General features: G+C 69.8%; 25 protein-coding genes. 16 read left to right on the top strand and 9 right to left on the bottom strand.

Features of this window, described 5'->3' with window-relative positions; genetic code table 11:
* Nucleotides 1–49 precede the first annotated feature (49 nt).
* The 11 genes from KXJ60_RS13755 (at nucleotide 50) to KXJ60_RS13705 (ending at nucleotide 8,584) form a co-directional block, all read left to right on the top strand.
* A complete protein-coding gene (locus tag KXJ60_RS13755) occupies nucleotides 50–589 on the top strand; it encodes a TlpA disulfide reductase family protein (RefSeq protein WP_291128827.1) in 540 nt (179 codons plus the stop codon).
* Nucleotides 590–724: 135 nt separating this feature from the next.
* A complete protein-coding gene (locus KXJ60_RS13750; protein WP_291128825.1) occupies nucleotides 725–1,006 on the top strand; it encodes a DUF2282 domain-containing protein in 282 nt (93 codons plus the stop codon).
* Between the two features lie 27 nt (nucleotides 1,007–1,033).
* Complete coding sequence (locus tag KXJ60_RS13745; RefSeq protein ID WP_291128822.1) at nucleotides 1,034–1,930, top strand: DUF692 domain-containing protein; 897 nt, start codon at nucleotides 1,034–1,036, stop codon at nucleotides 1,928–1,930.
* Nucleotides 1,927–2,772, top strand: coding sequence for a DNA-binding domain-containing protein (locus tag KXJ60_RS13740; protein ID WP_291128820.1), 846 nt, complete (start codon nucleotides 1,927–1,929; stop codon nucleotides 2,770–2,772). Before KXJ60_RS13745 ends, KXJ60_RS13740 begins: the two co-directional genes overlap by 4 nt.
* Entirely contained in the window at nucleotides 2,769–3,260 is a 492-nt protein-coding gene (locus KXJ60_RS13735) for a DoxX family protein (protein WP_291128818.1), read from the top strand. Before KXJ60_RS13740 ends, KXJ60_RS13735 begins: the two co-directional genes overlap by 4 nt.
* Nucleotides 3,261–3,293: 33 nt before the next feature.
* Nucleotides 3,294–4,508: an ABC transporter substrate-binding protein gene (locus KXJ60_RS13730; protein ID WP_291128815.1), complete on the top strand. Its 1,215-nt coding sequence runs from the start codon at nucleotides 3,294–3,296 to the stop codon at nucleotides 4,506–4,508.
* A gap of 4 nt (nucleotides 4,509–4,512) precedes the next feature.
* A complete protein-coding gene (locus KXJ60_RS13725; protein WP_291128812.1) occupies nucleotides 4,513–6,159 on the top strand; it encodes an ABC transporter permease in 1,647 nt (548 codons plus the stop codon).
* On the top strand, nucleotides 6,156–6,788 hold the full coding sequence (locus KXJ60_RS13720; protein WP_291128809.1) for an ATP-binding cassette domain-containing protein: 633 nt from the start codon (nucleotides 6,156–6,158) through the stop codon (nucleotides 6,786–6,788). Before KXJ60_RS13725 ends, KXJ60_RS13720 begins: the two co-directional genes overlap by 4 nt.
* Nucleotides 6,781–7,386: a CDP-alcohol phosphatidyltransferase family protein gene (locus KXJ60_RS13715; RefSeq protein WP_291128806.1), complete on the top strand. Its 606-nt coding sequence runs from the start codon at nucleotides 6,781–6,783 to the stop codon at nucleotides 7,384–7,386. The genes KXJ60_RS13720 and KXJ60_RS13715 overlap by 8 nt, the downstream gene beginning before the upstream one ends.
* Before the next feature lie 62 nt (nucleotides 7,387–7,448).
* Nucleotides 7,449–8,288 carry an undecaprenyl-diphosphate phosphatase gene (locus KXJ60_RS13710; protein WP_291128801.1) on the top strand — a complete coding sequence of 280 codons (840 nt, stop codon included), beginning with the start codon at nucleotides 7,449–7,451 and terminating at the stop codon, nucleotides 8,286–8,288.
* Nucleotides 8,285–8,584 carry a hypothetical protein gene (locus KXJ60_RS13705; RefSeq protein ID WP_291128798.1) on the top strand — a complete coding sequence of 100 codons (300 nt, stop codon included), beginning with the start codon at nucleotides 8,285–8,287 and terminating at the stop codon, nucleotides 8,582–8,584. The genes KXJ60_RS13710 and KXJ60_RS13705 overlap by 4 nt, the downstream gene beginning before the upstream one ends.
* A gap of 5 nt (nucleotides 8,585–8,589) precedes the next feature.
* Here KXJ60_RS13705 and KXJ60_RS13700 read toward each other — a convergent pair whose 3' ends face one another.
* Nucleotides 8,590–9,891: a TIGR04283 family arsenosugar biosynthesis glycosyltransferase gene (locus tag KXJ60_RS13700; protein WP_291128795.1), complete on the bottom strand. Its 1,302-nt coding sequence runs from the start codon at nucleotides 9,889–9,891 to the stop codon at nucleotides 8,590–8,592.
* Nucleotides 9,888–10,946: a phosphotransferase gene (locus KXJ60_RS13695; RefSeq protein WP_291128793.1), complete on the bottom strand. Its 1,059-nt coding sequence runs from the start codon at nucleotides 10,944–10,946 to the stop codon at nucleotides 9,888–9,890. The genes KXJ60_RS13700 and KXJ60_RS13695 overlap by 4 nt, the downstream gene beginning before the upstream one ends.
* Nucleotides 10,947–11,045: 99 nt before the next feature.
* Between KXJ60_RS13695 and KXJ60_RS13690 the strand changes: the two genes are divergently transcribed.
* From KXJ60_RS13690 to KXJ60_RS13675, 4 genes are read left to right on the top strand one after another with little or no spacing between them, the layout of a single operon-like run.
* Nucleotides 11,046–13,208: a bifunctional TVP38/TMEM64 family protein/FAD-dependent oxidoreductase gene (locus KXJ60_RS13690; RefSeq protein WP_291128790.1), complete on the top strand. Its 2,163-nt coding sequence runs from the start codon at nucleotides 11,046–11,048 to the stop codon at nucleotides 13,206–13,208.
* Complete coding sequence (locus KXJ60_RS13685; RefSeq protein WP_291128786.1) at nucleotides 13,205–13,993, top strand: DUF3047 domain-containing protein; 789 nt, start codon at nucleotides 13,205–13,207, stop codon at nucleotides 13,991–13,993. The genes KXJ60_RS13690 and KXJ60_RS13685 overlap by 4 nt, the downstream gene beginning before the upstream one ends.
* 9 nt (nucleotides 13,994–14,002) lie before the next feature.
* Nucleotides 14,003–15,154 (top strand): FAD-dependent oxidoreductase, encoded by a 1,152-nt coding sequence (locus tag KXJ60_RS13680; RefSeq protein ID WP_291128783.1) that lies wholly within the window; start codon nucleotides 14,003–14,005, stop codon nucleotides 15,152–15,154.
* A gap of 49 nt (nucleotides 15,155–15,203) precedes the next feature.
* The gene (locus tag KXJ60_RS13675) at nucleotides 15,204–16,001 is read left to right on the top strand and encodes a DUF4399 domain-containing protein (RefSeq protein WP_291128780.1); all 798 of its coding nucleotides are present in this window, start codon (nucleotides 15,204–15,206) and stop codon (nucleotides 15,999–16,001) included.
* 7 nt (nucleotides 16,002–16,008) lie between these two features.
* Here the strand turns inward: KXJ60_RS13675 and KXJ60_RS13670 are convergent, their stop codons facing one another.
* The 7 genes from KXJ60_RS13670 to KXJ60_RS13640 all read right to left on the bottom strand — a co-directional run bounded on the left by KXJ60_RS13670 (nucleotide 16,009) and on the right by KXJ60_RS13640 (nucleotide 22,912).
* On the bottom strand, nucleotides 16,009–16,704 hold the full coding sequence (locus tag KXJ60_RS13670; RefSeq protein ID WP_291128777.1) for a haloacid dehalogenase type II: 696 nt from the start codon (nucleotides 16,702–16,704) through the stop codon (nucleotides 16,009–16,011).
* A gap of 16 nt (nucleotides 16,705–16,720) precedes the next feature.
* Nucleotides 16,721–17,800 carry a selenide, water dikinase SelD gene (gene selD, locus KXJ60_RS13665; RefSeq protein WP_291128774.1) on the bottom strand — a complete coding sequence of 360 codons (1,080 nt, stop codon included), beginning with the start codon at nucleotides 17,798–17,800 and terminating at the stop codon, nucleotides 16,721–16,723.
* A 54-nt stretch (nucleotides 17,801–17,854) separates the two neighbouring features.
* Nucleotides 17,855–18,856, bottom strand: coding sequence for an L-histidine N(alpha)-methyltransferase (gene egtD / locus KXJ60_RS13660; RefSeq protein ID WP_291128771.1), 1,002 nt, complete (start codon nucleotides 18,854–18,856; stop codon nucleotides 17,855–17,857).
* A 24-nt stretch (nucleotides 18,857–18,880) separates the two neighbouring features.
* Entirely contained in the window at nucleotides 18,881–20,206 is a 1,326-nt protein-coding gene (gene egtB, locus KXJ60_RS13655) for an ergothioneine biosynthesis protein EgtB (protein WP_291128768.1), read from the bottom strand.
* Nucleotides 20,207–20,210: 4 nt separating this feature from the next.
* The gene (locus tag KXJ60_RS13650) at nucleotides 20,211–21,344 is read right to left on the bottom strand and encodes a PQQ-dependent sugar dehydrogenase (RefSeq protein WP_291128765.1); all 1,134 of its coding nucleotides are present in this window, start codon (nucleotides 21,342–21,344) and stop codon (nucleotides 20,211–20,213) included.
* A gap of 75 nt (nucleotides 21,345–21,419) precedes the next feature.
* Entirely contained in the window at nucleotides 21,420–22,004 is a 585-nt protein-coding gene (locus KXJ60_RS13645; protein ID WP_291128762.1) for an NnrU family protein, read from the bottom strand.
* Between the two features lie 146 nt (nucleotides 22,005–22,150).
* Entirely contained in the window at nucleotides 22,151–22,912 is a 762-nt protein-coding gene (locus KXJ60_RS13640; RefSeq protein ID WP_291128759.1) for a FadR/GntR family transcriptional regulator, read from the bottom strand.
* A 163-nt stretch (nucleotides 22,913–23,075) separates the two neighbouring features.
* Between KXJ60_RS13640 and KXJ60_RS13635 the strand changes: the two genes are divergently transcribed.
* The gene (locus KXJ60_RS13635; RefSeq protein ID WP_291128756.1) at nucleotides 23,076–23,885 is read left to right on the top strand and encodes an NAD(P)-dependent oxidoreductase; all 810 of its coding nucleotides are present in this window, start codon (nucleotides 23,076–23,078) and stop codon (nucleotides 23,883–23,885) included.
* Nucleotides 23,886–23,889 lie beyond the last annotated feature (4 nt).

The raw sequence follows: 23,889 nt of genomic DNA, 5'->3' as shown, positions 1-23,889 counted from the left end.
TGTAATGAAGCGGCGCCTGGCACGACAAAAGGCACCACAGGAGGTGCTCATGTTCCCGTCTCCCGCTTTGACCCAACGCCGCTCGCTGTTGCGGCTCGCCCTCGGCATGGGCCTGATCCGTCAGGTTTCGCCCGCGCTGGCCCAAACCGCAACGCCCACGCCTGCCGCCGCGCCTGCGCAACTGCGCGGCCCCACGCTGGATGGACAGGCTTTTGACCTTGCCCGACTGCGCGGCAAGGTCGTGATGGTGTTGTTCTGGTCCACCGACTGCGCAGTCTGCCGAGACAAGATGCCCGAACTCCGCGCCAACGTCAAAGGCTGGCAGGGCCAGCCCTTCGAGCTGGTGAGTGTGAGCACCGACACATCGCGCTCAGCCATCGAGGCGCATCAGCGTCTCGTTCAGCTCACCATCCCTGCCTCCCAGCGGTTCACCACCCTGTGGGCGGGCGAACGCGGTCATGAACACAGCTTCGGGCCAACAGGCCAGCTGCCTGCATTGTTCCTGCTTGATAAAAGCGGCCGCGTGGTGGAAAGTCACCATGGGCGCGTGCCCGCACAAGCGTGGGATCGCGTGGCCGATCTGCTGTGAAGATTTTTTGCGGTCGTCGTAAGAAACACGATCGCGGCCTGACCAACGCTCAACCTGCCGGACTTTTCCCCGCCAAGGGCAAGAAGCGACGGGTTGATGTTTCTCATCTCTTTTTTCACCCACCAGGAGTTTTCCATGAACCAACGCCACCTGATCGCCGCCGCCGCCACTTCCCTGATGTCGCTGGCCCTGCTCTCCACCCCCGCCCTGGCGCAGAACTCGGGCAAGGAAAAATGCTTCGGCATCGCCAAAGCAGGCCAGAACGATTGCGCCAACCTGTCCGGCTCACACTCGTGCGCAGGGCAAGCCAAGGTCGACAACGACAAAGGCGAGTGGAAGTACGTGTCCGCCGGCACCTGCAAGCAAATGAAGGGCATGACTGCGGACGAAGCCAAGATGGGCATGAAGAAGTCCTGATCGGGTCGAGCTTTCAACGGCTTCGCCATGACCGCCACCGAACAGCCCGCCCCACAGGCACCCAAGGCCTGCGCCACGGGCATCGGCTGGCGGCACCCCCATGACGCCGAGCTGCTCGAGCAGCAGCCGGCACTGGACTTTCTGGAAGTCCATTCCGAAAACTTCTTCGCCCCCGGCGGTGCCGCCCGTGCGGTGCTGCGCCAGGGCCGCGAACGCTACCCCATCAGCCTGCACGGCGTGGGGCTTTCGCTCGGCTCGGCACAGGGCATCGACCCCTGGCACCTGGAGCACCTCGCCGCGCTGGTGCACGACATCGAACCCGTGCGCGTGAGCGACCACGCCAGCTTTGCGCGCGGCGTGCTGCCCGGCGGCGCGGCATTGCATGCGTCGGACCTGCTGCCCTCGCCCTTCACCCGCGAGGCGCTCGACACCATGTGCGCCAACGTGCAGCGCGTACAAGACCGCCTGCGCCGTCCCATCGCCGTGGAAAACCTCTCGGCCTACCTGCGCTGGCGCGTGGCCGACATGGACGAGCCCACCTTCCTCAACGCGCTCGCCCAGCGCACCGGCTGCCAGCTGCTGGTGGACGTGAACAACATCTTCGTGAACGCGCTCAACGACGCGCACGCAAACCCCATGGCAAGTGGCCGCCAGTGGCTCGACGCCATCGCGCCGGGCACGGTGGCCGAGCTGCATCTGGCCGGCCACGTGGACTGCGGCGACATCGTCATCGACGACCACGGCAGCCGCGTGTGCGCCGATGTCTGGTCGCTCTACCGACACGCCTTGCAGCGCTTTGGCGCTGTGCCCTCGCTGATCGAATGGGACACGGACCTGCCCGCGCTCCCTGTGCTGCTGGACGAAGCCGCCACCGCGCGGCAACACGCGAGCGCAGCGCTCGCGCGTGAGGCGGTGCCCGCATGACCGCGCTCGCCCACCAACAGCAAGCCCTGCTGGAAGCGCTCTTCACGCAGCCGGGCGTGTGCCCCGCTCTCGATGCCTGGCTCCAACCCCACACCGGACGCGGCCTGATGGCCTACCGCGCCAACGGCCACGCGCTGGCCGAGCGTTCGCTGCGCACCACCTATCCAGTGATGGCCCAACTGCTGGGCGACGAGAACTTGGCGCCGCTGGCGCGCGAACTCTGGCACCAGCACCCACCCACGCGCGGCGATCTGGCGCACTGGGGCGACGCGCTGCCCGGCTTTCTGCAGCGGCACCCGCAGCTCACCGACCTGCCCTACCTGGCCGATGTGGCCCATATCGAATGGGCCCTGCACCGCGCCGCCGGCGCACCCGATGCCGACCTGGACACCGCCAGCTTTGCGCGCCTGAGCAGCGAAGACCCGCAGCACCTGGCCCTGCGCCTGGCGCCCGGCACGGCGGTGTTCACCAGCCCATGGCCTGTGGCGAGTCTGGTGGGCGCGCACCGCCCGACCGATGCAGACCTGCACGGCGACACCCCGCCCAGCCTGCAACAAGCGGCCGAACGCCTGCGCGACGGCGTGGGCGAATCTGCCGTGGTCTGGCGCCAGGGCCTGCGCCCCTGCATGCGTGCCTGCACGCGCGCCGAGGCCACGCTGTTGCAGGCGACGCTGGGCGGCGCATCGCTGCCCGAAGCCTTGGACGCCATCGCCTCGCAAGACCACGAACTCGACCTCGCCACCTGGCTCGCCCAAGCCGTGCAACAAGGCCTGTTGCTCGGCGTGATCGACGCACACCCCGCCGCCTCGCACACCCCATCACCCCACAAGGAAACCCCATGAACTCGAGCCCTTCCCTCCTGCAGCGCGGCCTGGCCCTCTGGCAGCGGGTCACCCATGCCCTCGACCTCGCGCAACCCGCTGCCGCACTGGCCGCGCGCGTGTACCTCGCGCAAGCCTTCTTTCTGGCCGGCCTGACCAAGGTGCGCGACTGGGACACCACGATCCTGCTGTTTACCGAGGAATACCACGTGCCCCTGCTCCCGCCCGAGGTTGCCGCCATCGCGGGCACCACCGGCGAGCTGGTGCTGCCCGTGCTGCTCTTGCTGGGCCTGGCCGGCCGGTTTGCGGCGCTGGGTCTGTCGGTGGTGAACGTGGTGGCGGTGATCAGCCTGGCCGAGATCGCCCCCGCCGCGCTGCAGCAGCACATCACCTGGGGCGTGCTGCTGGCCGCGCTGGCGATCCACGGCCTGGGCAAATGGTCGCTGGACTGTGCATGGCTCCATCCCCGGCTTGACCGCGCGCGTGCACGCGGCATGGCCTTGAACTAAGCTCCCGACTCCAACGCACGCCGGAGAACGCCCTTGCCCCCACACCTGCCCCACCTCACCCGACGCCACCTGCTGCTCGCCGCGGGCGGCACCGCACTGCCATCGGTGTGGGCCCAGGCCAGCGCGCCCTGGGCCGAGGTCGAGAAAGCGGCCCGCGGCCAGACCGTCTACTGGAACGCGTGGGCCGGCAGCGAGCAGACCAACGCCTACCTGCAGTGGGTGGCGCAGCAGGTGAAAGGCGCGCACGGAATCACCTTGCAGCACGTCAAGATCACCGACACCGCCGACGTGGTCAAGCGCGTGCGCGCCGAAAAAGCCGCCGGCCGCGCCGCCGGTGAAGGCACGGTGGACCTGGTGTGGATCAACGGCGAGAACTTCGCCGCCATGAAACGCGAGGGCTTGCTGTTTGGCCCGTGGGCCGAGGCACAGCCCAACTTCCGCTGGGTCGACACCGCCGGCAAGCCCACCACGCTCAACGACTTTTCCGTGCCGACCGAAGGCATGGAATCGCCCTGGGGCATGGCGCAGTTCACCCTGTTTGCCGACAGCAAGCGCCTGCCCCAGCCACCGCAGAGCATGCAGGCGCTGCTGGCCCTGGCGCGCAGCCAGCCCGGGCGCATCACGCACCCGCGCCTGCCCGACTTTCACGGCACCACCTTCATCAAGCAGGCCTTGGTCGAATTCGCCCCGGACCGCCAGGCCCTCGCCAAGCCCGTCACCGACGCCACCTTTGCAGCGCAGACCGCCCCGCTCTGGCCCTTCCTGGACGCCCTGCGCCCGCACCTGTGGCGCGGCGGCAAGCAGTTCCCGCTGAACGCGGCTGCCGTGCGCCAGATGATGGCCGACGGCGAGCTGCTGCTGGCCATCACCTTCAACCCGAACGAAGCCGCCAACGAGATCGCCGCCAAACGCCTGCCCGCCACGGTGGTGAGCTGGCAGTTTGAGAAGGGCACGATCGGCAACACGCACTTCGTGGCGATTCCATACAACGCACGCGCCCGGGCCGGTGCGCAGGTCGTGGCCAACTTCCTGCTCTCGCCCGCCGCACAGGCGCGCAAGGCCGACATTGCCCACTGGGGCGACCCCACCGTGCTGGACGTGGCGCGCCTGCCCGCACCCGAGCGCGCCCTCTTTGGCACCGGGCAACTGCCGGGGTTGGTGAAGAGCCCGGCACCCACGCTGCCCGAGCCGCACGCGTCGTGGGTCGACCCTCTGGAGAAAGCCTGGGCCCAGCGCTACGGCGCCTGACACCGTGTCGGCCCATCGTCTTCGAGCGTCCGCCGCCACGGCGCTGCTGGCGCTGGTGGCCGTGCCCATGGTGTGGACCGCGCTGGCGGCGCTCCACAGCGGCAGCCAGCCCGAGGCGTGGCGCGCGTTGGTCCAGACCCCTGCGCTGTGGCAGGCCCTGGCCCTCACGCTCTGGACGGGCCTGATCGCCACCCTGCTGGCCTGGTGGGGCGCCGCCGCGCTGCTGGCGCAGGGGTTTGTGCGCCAGGGTCTGGCGCGCCTGCTGCGCGGCTTGCCGGTGATGCTGGCCACGCCCCACGCGGCGCTGGCCATCGGCCTGTTGTTTCTGCTCTCGCCCAGCGGCTGGCTGCTGCGCGTGTTTTCGCCCTGGCTCACCGGCTTTGACCAACCCCCGCCGTGGCCCACCACGCAAGACCCGTGGGGCCTGGGACTGATCCTGGCGCTGGTGGCCAAGGAAATTCCCTTTCTGCTGTGGACCGCCGCCACCCAGCTGCAGCGCGACGACGTGCGCCAGCGCTGGCGCGCCGAGCATGCACTGGCGCAGACGCTGGGCTACTCGCCGCAGCGCGCATTCTGGCTGGTGCTCTGGCCGCAGCTGGCGGTGCGCCTGCGCTGGCCACTGCTCGCGGTGCTGGCTTATGGCCTTACGGTGGTGGACATGGCCCTGGTCATCGGCCCCGCCGCACCCCCCACCCTGGCCGTGCAGGCGTGGCAATGGCTGCAGGACGTGGACCCCGCCACCTATGCGCAAGGGGCCGCCGCCGGTGTGTGGCTGGCGCTGCTGGTGCTGGTGTGCAGCGCGGCATGGCTGGGCGCGCAACGCGTGTGGCGCCATGCGCTTGCACAAGGGCGCGGGCAGCGCGGGCGTGCCGCCACCGGCGCTGGCTTGCCCCTGCATGCAGACCTGTGGTTGCTCACGGGCTTTTACGCCGCCGTGCTGCTCGCGCTGGCGGTGGGCAGCGTAAGTGGCGTGTGGGCCTTCCCCGAGGTATGGCCACAGTCCTGGACGCTGGCGGCCTGGGCGCAGGTGGCACACAGCAGCCAGACCGCCTGGACCACCCTGTGGCTGGCCGGCGGCAGCAGCGCCATTGCGCTGGTGTGGAGCGTGGCGTGGCTGGAGGTGGCGCCGCGCCGCTGGGACCGGGCCGTACGCCCCGTGCTCTACCTGCCGCTGGTGCTGCCCGCCGTGCTGTGGGTGGTGGGCTTGTACCGCGTGGGCCTGCAGCTGCAGCTCGAAGGACAGGCCAGCGGCCTGCTGCTGGCGCACACGCTCATGGTGCTGCCGTATGTGCTGCTGGCGCTCAGCCCGGCGTACCTCGGTTTTGATGCGCGCTACGCACAGCTCAACGCGAGCCTGGGTCATGGCCCCGTGCGCTTTCTGTGGCGCGTGAAATGGCCGCTGCTGCGCCGCTCGCTGGCCTCGGCGGCGGCTGTGGGCTTTGCGGTGAGCGTGGCGCAGTACCTGCCCACGCTCTACCTCGGCGCCGGCCGTTTTTCCAGCGTCACCACCGAAGCGGTCACGCTCGCCTCGGGCGGGCAGCGCTCGCTCACCAGCGCGTACGCCGGCCTGCAGATCGCCCTGCCGGTGCTGGTCTTTGCGCTGGCGGCCTGGCTGGGTCGCCCGCGCCGATTCACATGGGCGCCTGCATGACCTTGTCCGTGCACATCCAGCGCCTGGCCACGCGCCAGCACACCCTGGTGCAGCACCTGCGCCTGAGCGTGGAGAGCGGCCAGATCCTCACGCTCATGGGGCCCAGCGGCTGCGGCAAGAGCACGGTGCTGGCCGCCATCGCTGGCACGCTCGACCGCGAAGCCCTGCATTTCGAAGGCACCGTGGCGCTGGACGGCCATGACCTCACCCACCTGCCCACCGCACAGCGCGGCATCGGCCTGCTGTTTCAGGACGACCTGCTGTTTGCACACATGACGGTGGCCGAAAACCTGCGGTTCGCCGTGCCCGCCGGCCCTGCGCGCGAGCGCGACGCCGCCGTGGAACGCGCGCTGCAGGAAGCCGGCCTGGCGGGTTTCGGCCCGCGCGACCCGGCCACCCTCTCGGGTGGCCAGCGTGCGCGCGTGGCCCTGATGCGCGCGCTGCTCGCCCAGCCGCGCGCCTTGCTGCTCGACGAGCCGTTCTCGCGCCTGGACGCCGCGCTGCGCGAGCAGTTCCGTGCGTTCGTGTTCGGGCACCTGCGCGCGCGGCAGATCCCGGCCGTGCTGGTGACGCACGACGCCGCCGACATCGCCGACCCGGCGCAGGTGATGGCCCTCGGCCATGCTTGACCGCACCCTGCACACCGCACTCAAGCCACTGCTCTCGCGCGTGGCCAGCGCGCTGGTGCGCCTGGGCCTGAACGCCAACGCCCTGAGCTTCATCGGCTTTGGCCTCGGGCTGGCCGCCGCCACCGCGATTGCGCTGGGTCGCCCGCTGGTCGGCCTGGCGCTGCTGCTGCTCTCGCGCCTCATGGACGGGCTGGACGGTGCGGTCGCGCGCGCCACACAGCCCACCGACCGCGGCAGCTTCCTCGACATCACGCTCGACTTTCTGTTCTACGCGTCCATTCCCCTGGCCTTTGCCCTGGCAGACCCCAGCCGCAACGCCCTGCCCGCCGCGGTGCTGCTCGCCAGCTTCATCGGCACGGGCAGCAGCTTCCTGGCCTTCGCCATCGTCGCGGCCCAGCGGGGCCTGCAGTCCCACGACTTCCCCGACAAGGGCTTCTACTTTCTGGGTGGGTTGACCGAAGCCACCGAGACACTGGCCGCCTTCGTCGCCATGTGCCTGTGGCCGGCGTGGTTCCCGCAGATCGCCTATGGCTTTGCGGCGCTGTGCGCCATCACCACTGCGCTGCGCATCGTCTGGGGTTACCAGCGCTTTCGCTGACGCCGTGACGCGGGTGGGCACTGCCTATACTTTGCCCACCTCGCACCACCCCCGCAACACCCATGAATCCCGCCACCGCCTGGCTTGAAGCCGCTTTCCTGGGGCTCATCCAGGGCCTCACCGAATTCCTCCCCGTTTCCTCCAGCGCCCACCTGCGCATCATTGGCCCGCTGCTGCCGTCCGGCGGTGACCCGGGCGCCGCCTTCACGGCGATCACGCAGATCGGCACCGAACTGGCGGTGCTGCTGTACTTCCGGCACGACATCGCGCGCATCTTCCTGGCGTGGTGGGCGTCGCTCACACAGCCGGCGCGCCGCCAGGACCCGGACGCCCGCATGGGCTGGCTGATCATCATCGGCTCCGTGCCCATCGTCGTGCTGGGCCTGCTGTTCAAGAACGCCATTGAAGGTTCGCTGCGCAACCTCTACATCACCGCCACCATGCTGATCGTCTTCGCGGTCATCCTGGGACTGGCCGACCGGCTGGGCCGGCGCGAACGCACGCTGGACCAGCTCACCTGGCGCCATGGCGTGCTGTTTGGCCTGGCACAGGCCATGGCGCTGATTCCCGGCGTGTCGCGCTCGGGTGGCACCATCACCGCCGGCCTGCTCATGGGCTACACGCGCGAGGCCGCGGCGCGCTACTCGTTCCTGCTGGCCATCCCCGCGGTGATGGGCTCGGGCTTCTACCAGCTGCTGCGCAGCTGGCAACACGGCAGCCCCGTGGCCGCCGGCCCCACCGCGCTGGCCACGTTGATCGCCTTTGGCGTGGGCTACGGCGTGATCGTGCTGTTCCTGAAGCTGGTGTCCACGCGCGGCTACATGGCGTTCGTCTACTACCGCATCGCTCTGGGCCTGCTGGTCTTCGTGCTGCTGGGCGCGGGCGTGCTGAGCGCGCATTGAAATCCCCGGCCACGCACAGCGGCTTCTGGGCGCAGCGCTGGCACGGCCAGACGCCCTGGCGCTGGCTGTTCTGGCGCGACATGCTCGGGGTGGGCAGCGCCATCAACCTCTTCACCGGCTTTGTCGCGCTCTGGCTGCTGTCGCAAGACCATCCTGTGGCCTGGGCCGTGGCGGTGCATTTCGCACCGTTGCCGTACAACGCTTTTCTGGTTCGCTCGCTCTGGCGCAACGCCGCCAGACCCGCCTGGACGCTGCCCTGCGCAGCGGCCTGGCTGGTGGCCATGTTGGTGGTCTGAGATCACTATCTCAATGATCTGAGCGCCTGCCACCGCCGCCAGTCGGCCGGCTCGTCCACGTCCCACAAGGCAGGCAGCACCTGCCACGACGCACCCACCGCGTGCAGCCGCGCCTCGGTCTGGGCCAGCACGCGCCGCGTGCTCCATTCCACACCCTCGAACACCTCGGGCAGGGGCCGTCGCAGGCCGATCAGCACGTAGCCGCCGTCTTCGGCCGGAATCAGCACGGCGTCGTGTGACTGCAGCGCATCGGCCGCCTGTTGCAGGTGCGCCGGGGTGAGCACCGGGCAATCGGTGCCCACGATCAGGAGCGCGCGCTGGGGCGTGTGGGCGAAGTGGGTGGCCATGACGGTGGCCATGCGGTGGCCAAGATCGCCCTGGGGCTGGCTCACCAGCGCCACGCCATGGCGCTGCTGCAGCGCGCGAAAGAAGCGGTGGCCCGCATCGGGTGCGCACCACAGCGTGAGCGCGCCCGTGCTGGCGGCGCGCGCGGTGGCCAGCGTCTGCAGAGCAAACCCGCGTTGTGCGCGGGCGGCACCGGCCGCGCCGAGCGCCGGCATGAGCCGTGTCTTGGCCAGGCCGGGCACGGGCGCCTTGGCCAGCACCGCCACCGCCGCGCTCGCGCGCGGGGCGTAGCCGTAGCGGCGTGCCAGCTGTTCGGCGTCGGCCCCCAGCGCCCAGGCCGCGCGCAGCCGCCACATGAGCAGCACGGTGCGCCAGAAGCCGTGCTGGTCCCAGCGCCGCCCGGCGGTGAGCACGCGCTCGCGCAGGCAGGCGGGTGGGCCCACGCGCAGCAGGCGCTGGCTCAGGTCGATGTCCTCCATCAGGGGCAGCGGCGCACATCCGCCGAGCGCTTCGAACACGCGACGCCGCACAAAGATCGCCTGGTCGCCGGTGGCGATGCCGCTACAGCGCGAGCGCAGGTTCATGAGGCCAGCCACCAGCGGCAACAGCGGGTGGCGGCCCTCGATGCGCACGTCAAAACGCCCCCAGTCGTGGCCCGCCGCCAAGGCTTCGTGAATGCGGCGATCGGCCTCGGGCGGCAGCTGCGTGTCGGCGTGCAGGAAGAGCAGCACCTCGCCGCGGGCGGCGCAGGCGCCGGCATTGAGCTGCGAGGCACGGCCTCGAGGGGCCTGCAGCACGCGGTCGGCATGCGCCTGCGCCACGGCGGGCGTGCCGTCGGTGCTGCCACCGTCCACCACGATCAGCTCGGCACCGCGTGCGCGCCAGGGCGCGAGCGCCTGCAGCCGGGCGGCCAGCGTGGCGGCCTCGTTGAGCGCGGGCATCACGATGGAAAGAGCCGTCATGCGGACCATTCCCTTTCGAGTTCAGCGAATTCGTCGATCACCCGGCTTACCACGGCCGCGCTGAGGTAGTGGTCCACGCGCTCGCGCACATGCGCCACCAGCGCCGCGTCGCTGTGTTCGCCGGACCAGTCTTCGCCGTCTGCCGTGGCGCTGGCGCGCGCTCCCGACGTCACGCGCCATTTGGCGCACCACGTGACCGACCACAACCACATGGCGCGGCGCAGCGGCAGGTGCCAGGCCTGCGCAGCAGCGGCCACCGGGCCCACCGCCTGCGCCCAGTCGCGGTAGAACGCGACCACCTGCCCGGGCGTGAGCACGGCGTGGCTGTCCACATCCCAGGTGGTGGAGGTGTAGAGCGTGGCGTGGGCGAGATCGAGGCCCGGGTAGCCGTAGCGGCATTTCTCCAGGTCCACCAGCACCGCGCGGCCATCGGGCTGCACGATGAAGTTGCCGGGGTGGGCGTCGAAGGCGATCAGGTGGACGGTTGGCCGCCCGTGGCTGGCCACCCGCTTCTGCAGCCGCTGCCCTTCGGCATCGATGCGGCGCGCCACCGCCGGCGCCAGCCCGGCCGCAGCCAGGTGGCCGGCCTGGATGGCGATCTCTTCGCAGAGCGCGCGCAGCGGATCGGGTGGGTCCAGCAAGGGTGCGCGCTGCGCGGACTCGGGCACGGGCAAGGCGTGCAGCGCGGCCAGCGCACGGGCCACGGCGCCCAGGTCGGCCGGCAGGCGGGCCGTGCGGCCTTCGATGGCCTGCACCAGCAGCGCACCGCGCGGCAGCGGCGCAGAAGGTGGCAAAACACCATGGCAGACCGGGGCATGCCCGCCAGCGGCCGCGCGCTCGAAGCACGCGCGCTGGTAGGCCAGGTTGTCGGCGGCGGCCCAGCCCATCTGGCTCTGCTTGGGGATGCGCGCGAGCACGCCGCTGCCCACCAGGCGCAAATGGTCGTGCGCCAGGCCTTTGTCGGGCAGGCGCTCCAGCGCGGCCAGGGCGTGCGGATGGCCAGCGGCCTGCAGCGCCTGGCGCAGGCGGGGAATCACATCGTCGTGGGGGCTCAAGCGCAGGGTCCTGGGTGGTGCGGTCGCGGTGGAAAAAGGAAGGGTGTAAGAATGCCCGAGATCGGTCGACCGACCCGCATGCCCTCCACTGGAACTGTCGTGAACCTTCGCAAAATCTTGCTGCTCGTGGCAGTGCTGTTGGGCATCGCGGCCTTCTTCGCTTTCGATCTGGGTCGCTTCCTCAGTCTGTCGTACCTGCAGCAAAGCCAGGCCACGCTGGCCGAGCTGACCGCGCGCTCACCGCTGCAGGTGGCGCTGGCGTATTTTGCGATCTATGTGGCGGCCACCGCGCTGTCGTTGCCAGGCGCCACGCTCATCACCCTGGCGGGCGGCGCGCTCTTCGGCCTCTTCTGGGGCACGGTGCTGGTGTCGTTTGCCTCGAGCGTGGGCGCCACGCTGGCCTTTCTGGTGGCGCGCTACCTGTTGCGCGACAGCATTCAGGCGCGCTTTGGCCCGCGCCTGGCCGATGTGAACCGGGGCATCGAGAAAGACGGGGCGTTTTACCTGTTCACGCTGCGGCTCATTCCGGTGGTGCCGTTCTTCGTGATCAACCTCGTGATGGGCCTGACCACCATGAAGGCCCGCACCTTTTACGCGGTGAGCCAGCTCGGCATGCTGGCGGGCACGGTGGTGTACGTGAACGCCGGCACGCAGCTCGGTCGGCTGGACTCGCTGCAGGGCATCCTGAGCCCTGCGCTGCTGGGCTCTTTTGTGTTGCTCGGGCTCTTCCCCCTGCTGGCGCGCTGGGTGATCCAGTTCGTGCAGCGCCGGCAGGTGTATGCGCGCTGGCGCAGCGCCAAGCCCCGCTCGTTTGACCGCAACCTCATCGTGATCGGCGCGGGCGCGGGCGGCCTGGTGTCGGCCTACATCGCGGCGGTGGTGAAGGCCAAGGTGACGCTGGTCGAAGCGCACAAGATGGGCGGTGACTGCCTGAACTACGGCTGCGTGCCCAGCAAGGCGCTGATCCGCAGCGCCAAGCTCGCGCACCAGATGCGCCACGCCGGGCAGTTCGGCCTGAGCGCCACCGAACCCGCGTTCAGCTTCAGGGCCGTGATGCAGCGCATCGAGGCGGTGATTCGCGCCATCGAACCGCACGACAGCGTGGAGCGCTACACCGGTCTGGGCGTGGAGGTGCTGCAAGGCCACGCCCGGCTCACCAACCCCTGGACGGTGGAGATCGCGCTCAACGATGGGGGCACCCAGGTGCTCACCGCGCGCAGCATCGTCATTGCCGCGGGCGCTCGCCCGCTGGTGCCCCCGCTGCCCGGCCTGGAAGACAGCGGCTACGTGACCAGCGACACCCTGTGGGAGCGCTTCGGCCAGCTCGATGAAGTGCCCCGCCGCCTGCTGGTGCTCGGTGGCGGGCCGATTGGCTGCGAACTCGCGCAGGCCTTTGCCCGGCTGGGCTCGCAGGTGACACAGGTGGAGATGGCGCCACGCCTGATGCTGCGCGAAGACGAAGACGTGAGCGCGGCGGTGCGCCAGGCCCTGCAGGCCGACGGCGTGGAGGTGCGCACCGACCACCAGGCCCTGCGCTGCGAGCGCGACGGCAACGACAAGGTGCTCGTGGTGAGCCACCACGGCGTCGAACAGCGCATCGTGTTTGACGAGCTCATCTGCGCGCTGGGCCGCAGCGCGCGCCTGAGCGGCTACGGCCTCGAAGAACTCGGCATTCCCACGCACAAGACCGTGGACACCAACGAATACCTGCAGACGATCTATCCCAACATCTACGCCGCGGGCGATGTGGCAGGCCCCTACCAGTTCACCCACGTCGCGGCGCACCAGGCCTGGTACGCCACGGTCAACGCCCTGTTTGGCGAGTTCCGCCGCTTCAAGGTCGACCACCGCGTGATTCCCTGGGCCACCTTTGTCGACCCCGAAGTGGCGCGCGTGGGCCTGAGCGAACAGGACGCCAAAGCGCAGGGCGTGGCTTTCGAGGTGACGCGCTACGGCATTGACGACCTCGACCGCGCCATTGCCGACGGCGAAGCGCGGGGCTTCGTGAAAGTGCTCACGCCACCGGGGAAAGACACCATCCTCGGCGTGACCATCGTCGGCACCCACGCGGCCGACCTGCTCGCCGAGTACGTGCTCGCCATGAAGCACGGCCTGGGCCTGAACAAGATCCTGGGCACCCTGCACACCTACCCCACGCTGGCCGAAGCCAACAAGTACGCGGCCGGCGAATGGAAACGCGCGCACGCACCCCAGCGGCTGCTGGCCTGGGTGCGTCGCTACCACGACTGGAAGCGCCAATGAAAGCGCCCCGCTCACTCGCACTGGTGCTGGCGCTGAGCGCTGCGGCCGCCCTGCAGGCGCAAACCCCGCCTGCGCTGGCGCCCTTGCTGCAAGCCGACGGCACGCTCAACCCGGCGTGGCGCTTCGTGGGCTTTCCCAAGCAGCAGGCCCGCATTGCACCCACCCGCTTCGACGCCGGCGTCATCGATGACACGCGCGCCGTGCAGGTGCGCACCGAGGCCAGCTACGGCACGCTCGTGCAGGACTGGCGCGGCCCCGCGCCGGCGCGGCTGCAATGGCGCTGGCGGCTGGACCAGCCGCTCTCTGGCGGCAGCGCCCCGGCCGACATCCTGACCAAGGCGGGCGACGACGCCGCGCTCAAGGTCTGCGTGATGTTCGACCACGCGCTGGACCGCGTGCCCTTTGTGGAGCGCTCGGTGCTGCGCATCGCGCGCAGCGTGAGCGGTGAGGCGCTGCCGGCGGCCACGCTGTGCTACGTGTGGGACAGCACCCACCCCGCCTTCACCCAGGGCGCCAACCCCTACACCAAGCGGGTGCGCTACATCAGCCTGCAGGGGCGCAGCGCGCCATTGGGCCGCTGGGTGAGCGAGTCGCGCGACGTGGCACAGGACATGATCGATCTCTTTGCCGATGAACTGCCCCAGGGCAGCGCCACGCCACGAGCCCTTGCACCGGCGGTCACACGCGTGCTGCTGGGCGCCGACAGCGACAACACCGCCAGCGCCAGCCAGGGCTGGGTGACAGACCTGCGCTGGGCGACAGGCGCCGCAGCGCCCACCCCGTAACATCGGGGCATGCACCACGGCATCCAGAAACTCCTGCTGCTCGGCGCCGGCCACGCGCACCTGCACGTGCTGGCCAGCCTGGCCCGGCAACGGCCCGCCGACCTGGACGTGACGCTGCTCACGCCCTACCCCCACCAGACCTACAGCGGCATGACGCCGGGTTTCGTGGCCGGCCACTACACCGAGGACGAAGGCCGCATCGCGCTGGAGCCGCTGGTGCGCGCGGCCGGCGTGCGCTGGGTGCAGGGACGTTGCATCGGCATCGACGCGAGCGCACGCACCGTGCAGGTGAGCGCCGCTCAGGGCATGCAAGGCGTGCCCGCCAGCCTCGGCTACCACGTGCTCTCCATCGACACGGGGGCCACCCTGGACCGCACGCGCCTGGAAACCGACATGCCCGGCGCGGCCACGCACGCGCTGGCGATCCGGCCCATCGAGGCCTTTACCGCGCTGTGGCCGCAGGTGATGACCATGGCCAGGCGCCAACCGGTGTCGCTGGCGGTGGTGGGCGCGGGCGCGGGCGGCGTCGAACTCGTGTTCGCCGCCGAGCAGGCGATTCGCCGCAACGGCCAGCAGGGCGCCAGCTTCACGCTCGTCACCGGTGGTCCTGAGGTGTTGGCCGGCTACAGCGCGGGCGTGCAGCGCCGCGTGCTGAACCAGCTCAAGCGGCGCGGCATCACCGTGCTGCGCGAGGCCTGCACCGGCATCTCGGAGGGCGAAGTGCACCTGGGCAACGGCGCGCGCCTGGCGTGCGATGTGCCGCTGCTGGCCATCGGCACCCACGCGCCGGCGTGGCTGCAGGGCAGCGGGCTGGCCTTGTCGGAAGGTGGGCATGTGCTGGTGAACGCCTGCCAGCAGAGCACCAGCCACCCCGAGGTGTTTGCGGCAGGCGACGTGTCCACCCGCGCAGACCTGCCCCACGCCAGGAGCGGCGTGTACGCGGTGCGCGCCGGCCCGCCGCTGGCCCACAACCTGCTCGCCGCGCACAAGCACCAGCCCCTCAAGCCGCACATGCCACCGCGCCACACCCTCAACCTGATCTCGTGCGGCACTGGCCATGCCATCGCCACCTACGGGCCACTGCACGCCGAAGGCGCCTGGGCCTGGTGGTGGAAGAACCGGATCGACCAGGCCTTTGTGACGCGTTACCGGCCCAGCTGAGCGGACACGGCCGGCCGATAGACTCGGGGGTATCCAACGGATGCCCTCCATGAACCCGATACCCTCCCGCAACGCCTTGACGCTGGCGTTGATGCTGATGGCCAGCGCCGCGCAGGCGCAGAGCCCCTCCGCCACCGAAAAGCCTCACCCCTGGCAAGCCGCCGCGCCGCGCCTCACCGCCGAGGCCTACTTCACCAACCTGAAAGACGGCGACCGCATCGAGACGCCTTACCTGCTCAAGTTTGGCCTCTCGGGCGGCTGGGGCCTCGCGCCCATCGCGCAGCCGGGCCGCACCAAAAGCGGCCACCACCACCTGCTCATCAACCGCGACCTGCCGCTGAACTTCAAGCAGGCGCTGCCGTTCAACGACCAGTACATCCACTTCGGCAAAGGCCAGATGGAAACGGTGCTCACGCTGGCGCCGGGCACGTACACGCTGCGCATGCTGCTGGCCGACCAGCAGCACCTGCCGCACTTCGTCTACAGCAAGCCCGCCACCATCACCGTCACGAAGAAAAACGCGACCGATCCCAGGACACTCTCGGTGCCCGGTGTGAGCCTGCAGCTCGAAGGCCCGGTGGTGAAGAACCCGTTTCGCGTGCAGTTCCACGCCTCGGCGCTCAACGTGGCCCACCTGGCACAGCGCCTGCCCGACACCGGCCATTTCCGCCTGACGGTGACGCCCGCATCGGGCGCGCCGGCGGTCATGGCGTTCGTGGAAGGGCAGACCGAGGTGTGGCTCGCACCGCCAGCGGGCAACTACACCCTTCAGCTGGAACTGCTGGACAACGTGAAAACGGGCCAGCCGCTCGCGCCTGCTGCGACCGCGAGCGTGCGCGTCGAATGAGCGGCGCTCAGCAGCCGAGCTGATCGGCCAGGTGCAGGAAATCGCGCGCGTGCCAGGTGTTGGCCGCATGCGGTGACACGTCCTTGGGGCGCGCCGCCCCAAACTCCAGCGGCCGCTCCACGTAGGCCGTGGCCAGCCCACAGGCGCGCGCGGCCGCCAGGTCGTCCTGGTGCGCGGCCACCAGCATCACCTGCGACGGCGCCACCCGAAACACCTCGGCCACGCCGAGGTAGGTGCGCGGGTCGGGCTTGTAGGCGCGAAACACCTCGGCCGACAACACACAGTCCCAGGGCAGCCCGGCGCGCTTGGCCATGTTCGTGAGCAGGCCAATGTTGCCGTTGGAGAGCGTGCACAGCGTGTGCCGCTCCTTGAGCCGGGTCAGCCCCGCCACCGTGTCGGGCCAGGGGTCCAGCCGGTGCCAGACGCGGTTGAGGTGATCGCGTTCGCCTTCGCCGAGGTGGGACAAACCCAACCGGGGCAGCAAGCCGTCCAGCACGATGCGGTGCAGGTCGTCGATCAGCGTCCAGCCCAGCTCGCCCGAACGCACGCGCTGCATGGCGGGCTGGTAGCCCGCGCGCCACGCGGTGGCGAACGCGTCGGCATCGACCTGCGGGTACAGCGCCTGCACCTCGCGCACGATGCTGCCGTGCCAGTCAACCACGGTGCCGAACACATCAAAGGCGAGGATGGGTGTGGGCTGCATCAAACGCCTCCAGTGCTCAGTCCACCTGCAGGCGCACACCGTCGGCCTGCGCTGCCACGATCTCGCCGACTTCGGTGGCGCCATCAAAGCCGTGCCGCTGGAACACGGCGAGCACCTCGGCCACGGCCTCGGGCGCACAGGCCACGAGCAGGCCGCCGCTGGTTTGCGGGTCGCTCAGCAGCGCCTGGTCCACCGGTTGCAGGCCTGCGCCCAGACGCACCTCGTGGCCATAGGCCGCCCAGTTGCGGCCCGAGGCGCCGGTGACCATGCCGGCGCCCGCCAAGCCGCGCACGCCTTCGATCAGCGGCACGCGGGCCATGTCGATGCGCACCGTGGTGGCGGAGCCGCGCGCCATTTCCAGGGCATGCCCGGCCAGGCCAAAGCCGGTCACGTCGGTCAGGGCATGCACGCCGGCCACCGCTGCGAGGTCGGGGCCGGCGGTGTTGAGCTTCGTGGTGTGTTGAATCATGTGCGCGTAGCCGGCGGCGGGCAGCGCTTCTTTCTTGAGCGCGGCAGACAGCACGCCCACTCCCAGCGGCTTGCCCAGCACCAGGCGGTCGCCCACGCGGGCATCGGCATTGCGCTTGACGCGCTTCGGGTGCACCAGGCCCAGCGCCACCAGGCCATAGATGGGCTCCACCGAATCGATGGTGTGGCCGCCTGCAATCGGAATGCCGGCGGCTTCGCACACGCTCTGGCCGCCCGCCAGGATCTTGCCGATGGTTTCGGTGGACAGCACATTGATCGGCATGCCCACCAGCGCCAGCGCCATGATGGGCGTGCCGCCCATGGCGTACACGTCGCTGATGGCGTTGGTGGCGGCGATGCGGCCGAAGTCGAACGGGTCGTCGACGATGGGCATGAAGAAGTCGGTGGTGGCGATCAGCGCCTGCTCGTCGTTGAGCTGGTACACCGCCGCGTCGTCGGCGGTCTCGATGCCCACCAGCAACTCTTTGGGGATGGGCATGGCGCTGGTGCCCTTGAGGATGTCGCTGAGCACGCCGGGGGCGATCTTGCAGCCGCAACCGCCCCCATGCGAGAGGCTGGTGAGGCGCGGTTCCGTGCGGGGGGCGGTGGGGGCAACAGAAGGGGTCATGGTGTCGAGCAGAAGGGGTCTGAAAGCGGGCGCGGGAGCCCGCCATTGTGCGGGCTACGCCGGCGCCCAGAACACGCTGAACCAGTTGTTCGCGTCCGTCCAGTGGCGGGGCGCTCCAAAGCCCGCTTCGCGCAGCAGGGCTTCGAAGTCTTCGGGGTCCCACTTGTACGAGTTCTCGGTGTGCAGCCGCTCGCCGTCGGCGAAGGTGCGCTCGCCGCCGTCCCAGCGCACGGTCTGCGTGCCACTGGCCTGCAGGTGCATCTCGATGCGCGATGCCTCGGCGTTGTACAGCCCCACGTGCTGCCACGCGGCGGGCGCGAAGTCGGCACCGAGCAGGCGGTTGACGTGGCGCAGCAGGTTGCGGTTGAACGCGGCGGTGACGCCGAGCGCGTCGTCGTACGCGGGTTCGAGCACCGTGCGCGGCTTGACGCGGTCCACCCCGATGAGCAGGCCGCCCCCGCTGCCGCCGGCCTCGCACACCGCGTGCGCCTGGCACAGCAGGGCCAGCGCCTCGTCGGGCAGAAAGTTGCCGATGCTGGAGCCGGGGTAGAAGACCACGCGGGGCTGCTCGGCCAGCCCCCGATCGGCCAACCATTCGGTGGCGGCGGCGCCCAGGGTGAAGCGGGTGGAGAAGTCCATGCCCAGACCGAGCATGGGCAGCTCGCTGTGGCGTTGCTGGAGCTCACGCAGGGTGTCGCGCAGGTAGTCCACCGAAATGTCCACCGGCACGTAAGCGGCCGGCTGCAGCACCGGGAACAGGCGCGCGGCCTTGGCGCAGCTGCCCGCCCCCAGATCGATCAGCACCGCGCCCGCAGGCATGTGTCGCGCCATGTCGGCACCGTGCTGGGTGAACAGCGCGGCTTCGGTGCGCGTGGGGTAGTACTCGGGCAGTTCGGTGATGGCGTCGAAGAGGCGGGAGCCCAGCGCGTCGTAAAGGAACTTGGGCGCAATGCGCGCGGGCGTTTCCTGCAGCCCCGCAATGAGCTCGGGGCGCACAGCGCCGGGCACGGGGTGGTGCAACTGCACGAACTGGGGGGCTTGGTCGGTGTATCGCATGGGTGGCCCAGGGTCGGGTGAGAACTACGCGCCGCGCGCCAGGCGCAGGCCACTGAATTGCCAGCGCGCATCGGTCGGGAAGAAGTTGCGGTAGGTGGCGCGCAGGTGAGACGCGGGCGTGGCACATGAGCCGCCGCGCAGCACGGTCTGGTTGATCATGAACTTGCCGTTGTACTCGCCCACCGCGCCTTCGGCGGGCTGGTAGCCAGGGTAAGCGCTGTAGCTGCTGCTGGTCCATTCCCACACGTCGCCGTACATCTGCAACAGGCCGCCAGCGGCCGAGGGGCGGGCGGGCAGCGGGTGCAGCGCGTTGCCTTCCTGCAGATTGCCCTGCACCGGCAGGCGCGCGGCGGCGGCCTCCCATTCGGCTTCGGTGGGCAGGCGCGCGCCGGCCCACTCGGTGTGGGTGGCGGCGGCCCAGCGCGCGAAGGCGTCGGCCTCGAAGTGGCTGATGTGCGTCACTGGCGTGTGCGGGTCCAGCGGGGCTTCGCCGTGCAGCGTGAACACGGTGGGCAGCGCGTGGGCATCTTCGGGCAGTCGCCAGTACATGGGCGCGCGCACGCCCTGCGCACGCACCCAGTCCCAGCCAGCCGCCAGCCACCAGCGCGGTTCGCGGTAGCCACCGTCTTGCACAAAAGCCCACCACTCACCGTGCGTGACGAGCCGGTTCATGAGGGCGTACGGCTCCAGCCACTGGCGGTGGCGGGGCAGTTCGTTGTCGAACGCGAAACCCTCGCCCGTGTGGCCCACCTCGACCAGCCCGCCAGGCTGCCCCACCCAGCTCGGCGCCACCTGGGCCACCGACACCAGCGGCCAGTGGCGCTGGTAGGCCGGGCGCAGCGGGTTGATGGAGAGCAGGTGCTTGGCATCGGTGAGCAGCAGCTCCTGGTGTTGCTGCTCGTGGTGCAGGCCGAGCTCGATCAGGCGCAGCGCTTCGGTGCTGTCGGTGTGTTCGATCAGGTGCGCCATGCGCGCGTCCACCTGCTCGCGCCAGTGCCACACGGTGGCGAGGTCGGGCCGGGTGATCAGGCCTCGCTGCGGGCGCGAAAACTGTTCGCCCACGCCGTTGTAGTAGCTGTTGAACAGCACGCGAAACGCCGGGTCGAAGGGCTCGAAGCCGGGCTCGAAGCGTTCGAGCACGAAGGTTTCAAAAAACCAGGTGACGTGCGCGAGGTGCCATTTGGTCGGGCTGGCGTCGGGCATGGACTGCGCCTGGCTGTCCTCGGGCGACAGCGGTGCGGCCAGTGCGCGGCTGCGCTCGCGCACCGCGGCGTAGTGGCGGGCCAGCCCCGCGCGGTTGTCCAAGGGGTGCGCGTGAGGCGCGGCAACCGGGCGGGGCGTGGTGTACATGGTGTCAGGGTCCGGGTTTGAGTCGCAACAGCTGGCCGTCGCGGTCGTCGGTGAGCAGGTAGATGAAGCCGTCGGGGCCCTGGCGCACGTCGCGGATGCGTTGGCCCAGGTTCGGCAGCAGTTTGTCTTCACGCACCACGCGCTCGCCGTCCATCACCAGGCGCGCGAGGTAACGGAACTTGAGCGAGCCCACCAGCAGGTTGCCCTGCCAGTCCGCACCATACCGCGCGCTCTTGACGAACGCCATGCCCGAGGGAGCGATGGAAGGCGTCCAGTGAAGCAGCGGCTGCTCCAGACCGGCTTTGCGGGTAAGGCCTTCGCCCACCTTGCCACCGCCGTAGTTTTCGCCGTAGGTGATGACGGGCCAGCCGTAGTTCTTGCCGGCATCGGTGCGGTTGAGCTCGTCGCCACCTTGCGGGCCGTGCTCGATGGTCCAGAGACGCCCGTCCGGCCCCAGCGTGGCGCCTTGCACGTTGCGGTGGCCCAGGCTCCAGATCTCGGGCAGTGCGCCCGCGCGGCCCACAAAGGGGTTGTCGGGGTGGGCGCTGCCGTCCGCGCGCACGCGCACGACCTTGCCGTGGTGGTTGTCCAGCGTCTGCGCATCGGCCATGCGCTGGAAGCGGTCGCCCAGCGCCAGAAACAGGCTGCCATCTTCGGCCTGCACGATGCGGCAGCCAAAGTGCAGCCGGCTCGCCACCTTGGGCTTTTGCGTGAAGACGACCTGCACGTTGTCCAGCGCGGTGGCGTCGGCCGACAGCCGCGCAGACGCCATGGCGGTGGAGTTGCCACCCATGCCCGGTTCGGCGTAGCAGAAGTGCAGCGTTCGGTTGCGTGCAAAGTCGCGGTCGGTGACGACATCGAGCAGACCGCCCTGCCCCACGGCGTCCACCGCCGGCACGCCCTTGAGCGGCTCGCCCACACGACCGTCGGCCCCGATGACGCGCATGCGACCCGGCCGCTCGGTCACCAACATGCGGCCCTCGCCAATGAAGGCGAGGCCCCAGGGGTTCTGAAGCCCTTGGGCGACGAGTTCGGTGGAGACGTTCTGCGTTTGCGCATGCGCCACTGCGGCAAGCAGCGTGCCTGCCACGGCGAGCACGGTGAGGGAAGTGGCGTTGGACGGGCGTGTCAGGTTCATCGCAAGGTGGTCGAAAAGTGGAACAGCCCGGTTGGTGCGCGTGCACCCCCGAGGGTTCCCCTGTGTGGGTCGATTTCAGCCCATCGGTCTTACACCGATCAGCCAGGCATGCAGCCAGACGACGGTGACCGCGTACAGCGCAAGCCCGCCCACGACGGCGATGGCATCGTTGATGGCACGCCCCTGAACCTGCGGCGCGGTGCGCAGCAGCCCGGCAGCGCCACGGCGCTTGACCGAGATGCGGTCAGCCACCGCCCAGGCCAGGAAGCCCCCGAACAGCAGCACATCGGCCAGCGTGCCATTGGCCAGCAGGTGCGCGAGCGCCCACAGCTTCACGGCCAACAGCATGGGGTGCTTGGCCGCCCGCTGAATGCGCCCAGGCAGGTAGGCCGCGAGCAGCAGCACGAACACCGGCAGCATGAGCAGAGCCGCCACATGCCGCAACCCCGTGGGTGGCGTGTAGAGCAGCACAGGCGCCTGCCGCGCGAGACCGTAGCCCCAGATGATGAGCGCAAGGCCCGCGAAAGACACCAGCGTGTACACACCCTTGTAGGCGTTCTCACCCATGCGCTGCGCCAGCGCATTCCGCCCCAATGGCGAGACGATGGACACCGAGTGCACGCCCAGAAACAGCACCAGACCGACGATCAACCACAGCATGACAACCCCTTGAGCCCATGCCTTGCCGAACCGCCGGAAGCCCATGGACAGGGGGTCACTGTAGCGCTGTGGAGCGTGGCACGGCAGTGGCTGGGAATGCCCCTGTCGGGCGCCCGTGGACCGGGCGGGTGTCGAACCGCAGTGGCTCAGTTCGGCTGTGCGCGGCGCAGCCGCTCGCGGCTGTTGGCCAGGTGGGTGCGCATGGCCAGGCGCGCGGCGTCGGCGTCTCGCGCGCTGATCGCCTGGTAGATCTTCTGGTGCTCGCCGTGCACGCGCCGCCGGTAGGCCAGGCGGCCTTCGGGTGCGCTGGTGGCGGTGTTGATGCGGGTGCGCGGAATGATCATGGTGCCCAGGTAGGTCATGAGGTCCGCGAAGTGGCGGTTGCCGGTGGCGCGCGCCACTTCCATGTGGAACTGGAAATCTGACGGCACGGCATCGGACGACTCGGCGATGGACGCCTCGAACGCGGCCAGCGCCGCCGCCATGTTCTGCAGGTGGCCCTCTTCCCGGCGCTGCGCGGCCAGGCTGGCGGCCTCGCTCTCCAGGCTGATGCGCAGCTCCAGCAGCGACACCACGTCGGCCACGGTGGCGAAGTCTTCGGGCGCAATGCGGAAGTTGCTCTGCTCGGGCGGTGCCATCACAAAGGTGCCGATGCCGTGCCGCGTTTCCACCAGCCCCGACGCCTGCAGCCGGGAAATGGCCTCGCGCACCACGGTGCGGCTCACTTCAAAACGCGCCACCAGCTCGGATTCGGTGGGCAGCTTGTCGCCGGTCTGCAGCCGGCCTTCGCGCATGTCGGCGGCCAGGGTGTCGACGATTTCGGGCACCAGGCCGCGCGGGCGGCGCGCTCGGGGCGGCGGGGCCGCCAGGGCCGTGGTGTCATCACCTAGGGTATTCACGGGGGGCATGGTTTTTTCCTTGACACGCCATGGTCGCGTTCAGACAATTCGCCAAGTTGTCTGATGACCGACAACAGACAACACAAGATGGGCGCACTGTAGCAAAGCCCCCGCGAAAGTCCAAGCCCCTTGCCCTTCGACCTTGCCCGCCGAGACACCACCGCCACCCGCCATGCCCGCCACGCTCAAGACCCATCACCGTTTGTTGCTCACCGGCGCCGCTGGCGGCCTGGGCACCGCCCTGCGCGAGCGCCTCAAGGCCAACTGCGACGTGCTGCGCCTGTCCGACAAGGCCGAGGTGGGCGCGGCGCAGCAGGGCGAAGAAGTGGTGCAGGCCGACCTGGCCGATGCGGCCCAGGTGGACGCCATGGTCCAGGGCTGCGACGCCATCGTGCACATGGGCGGCATCTCGGTGGAAGCGCCGTTTGCCGCCATCCTGCAGGCCAACATCGTCGGGGCGTACCACCTCTACGAGGCCGCGCGCCGGCACGGCGTGAAGCGCATCGTGTTCGCCAGCTCCAACCACGTCACCGGCTTCTACAAGCAGAGCGAGACGATCCACGCCGACCACCCTGCCCGGCCCGACGGCTTCTACGGCCTGAGCAAGGCCTTTGGCGAAGACCTGGCGCGCCTGTACTTCGACCGCCACGGCATCGAGACCGCCTGCGTGCGCATTGGCTCGTCGTTCCCCGAGCCCAAAGACCGCCGCATGCTCGCCACCTGGCTGAGCTTTGACGACCTGCACCGCCTCATCACGGCCTGCCTGAGCACACCGGTGCTGGGCCACAGCATCGTCTTCGGCATGTCCAACAACGCCGTGACCTGGTGGGACAACAGCCGCGCACGGCATGTCGGCTTTGTCGCGCAAGACAGCTCCGACGTGTTCCGCGAGGCCGTGTACGCCCGCACCAGCGCACCCGACCTGAACGACCCGGCCGCCATTTACCAGGGCGGCGCTTTCGTGAAGGCCGGCCCTTTCTGACCCC

The organism is Hydrogenophaga sp. (assembly GCF_019264445.1).
Taxonomy (GTDB): Bacteria; Pseudomonadota; Gammaproteobacteria; order Burkholderiales; family Burkholderiaceae_C; genus Hydrogenophaga.
Note: the sequence above shows the minus strand (reverse complement) of the source record. Positions and strands in the feature narration are given on the sequence as shown.

What these genes read in the sequence shown, in the direction of transcription:
- KXJ60_RS13710 (WP_291128801.1), top strand. Translation starts at nt 7,449, where the DNA reads ATGAATCCCGCCACCGCCTGGCTTGAAGCCGCTTTCCTGGGGCTCATC.
- KXJ60_RS13745 (WP_291128822.1), top strand. Translation starts at nt 1,034, where the DNA reads ATGACCGCCACCGAACAGCCCGCCCCACAGGCACCCAAGGCCTGCGCC.
- KXJ60_RS13675 (WP_291128780.1), top strand. Translation starts at nt 15,204, where the DNA reads ATGAACCCGATACCCTCCCGCAACGCCTTGACGCTGGCGTTGATGCTG.
- KXJ60_RS13720 (WP_291128809.1), top strand. Translation starts at nt 6,156, where the DNA reads ATGACCTTGTCCGTGCACATCCAGCGCCTGGCCACGCGCCAGCACACC.
- KXJ60_RS13685 (WP_291128786.1), top strand. Translation starts at nt 13,205, where the DNA reads ATGAAAGCGCCCCGCTCACTCGCACTGGTGCTGGCGCTGAGCGCTGCG.
- KXJ60_RS13740 (WP_291128820.1), top strand. Translation starts at nt 1,927, where the DNA reads ATGACCGCGCTCGCCCACCAACAGCAAGCCCTGCTGGAAGCGCTCTTC.
- selD (WP_291128774.1), bottom strand. Translation starts at nt 17,800, where the DNA reads ATGACCCCTTCTGTTGCCCCCACCGCCCCCCGCACGGAACCGCGCCTC.
- egtD (WP_291128771.1), bottom strand. Translation starts at nt 18,856, where the DNA reads ATGCGATACACCGACCAAGCCCCCCAGTTCGTGCAGTTGCACCACCCC.
- KXJ60_RS13735 (WP_291128818.1), top strand. Translation starts at nt 2,769, where the DNA reads ATGAACTCGAGCCCTTCCCTCCTGCAGCGCGGCCTGGCCCTCTGGCAG.
- KXJ60_RS13680 (WP_291128783.1), top strand. Translation starts at nt 14,003, where the DNA reads ATGCACCACGGCATCCAGAAACTCCTGCTGCTCGGCGCCGGCCACGCG.
- KXJ60_RS13715 (WP_291128806.1), top strand. Translation starts at nt 6,781, where the DNA reads ATGCTTGACCGCACCCTGCACACCGCACTCAAGCCACTGCTCTCGCGC.
- KXJ60_RS13700 (WP_291128795.1), bottom strand. Translation starts at nt 9,891, where the DNA reads ATGACGGCTCTTTCCATCGTGATGCCCGCGCTCAACGAGGCCGCCACG.
- KXJ60_RS13645 (WP_291128762.1), bottom strand. Translation starts at nt 22,004, where the DNA reads ATGCTGTGGTTGATCGTCGGTCTGGTGCTGTTTCTGGGCGTGCACTCG.
- KXJ60_RS13755 (WP_291128827.1), top strand. Translation starts at nt 50, where the DNA reads ATGTTCCCGTCTCCCGCTTTGACCCAACGCCGCTCGCTGTTGCGGCTC.
- KXJ60_RS13640 (WP_291128759.1), bottom strand. Translation starts at nt 22,912, where the DNA reads ATGCCCCCCGTGAATACCCTAGGTGATGACACCACGGCCCTGGCGGCC.
- KXJ60_RS13670 (WP_291128777.1), bottom strand. Translation starts at nt 16,704, where the DNA reads ATGCAGCCCACACCCATCCTCGCCTTTGATGTGTTCGGCACCGTGGTT.
- egtB (WP_291128768.1), bottom strand. Translation starts at nt 20,206, where the DNA reads ATGTACACCACGCCCCGCCCGGTTGCCGCGCCTCACGCGCACCCCTTG.
- KXJ60_RS13750 (WP_291128825.1), top strand. Translation starts at nt 725, where the DNA reads ATGAACCAACGCCACCTGATCGCCGCCGCCGCCACTTCCCTGATGTCG.
- KXJ60_RS13650 (WP_291128765.1), bottom strand. Translation starts at nt 21,344, where the DNA reads ATGAACCTGACACGCCCGTCCAACGCCACTTCCCTCACCGTGCTCGCC.
- KXJ60_RS13635 (WP_291128756.1), top strand. Translation starts at nt 23,076, where the DNA reads ATGCCCGCCACGCTCAAGACCCATCACCGTTTGTTGCTCACCGGCGCC.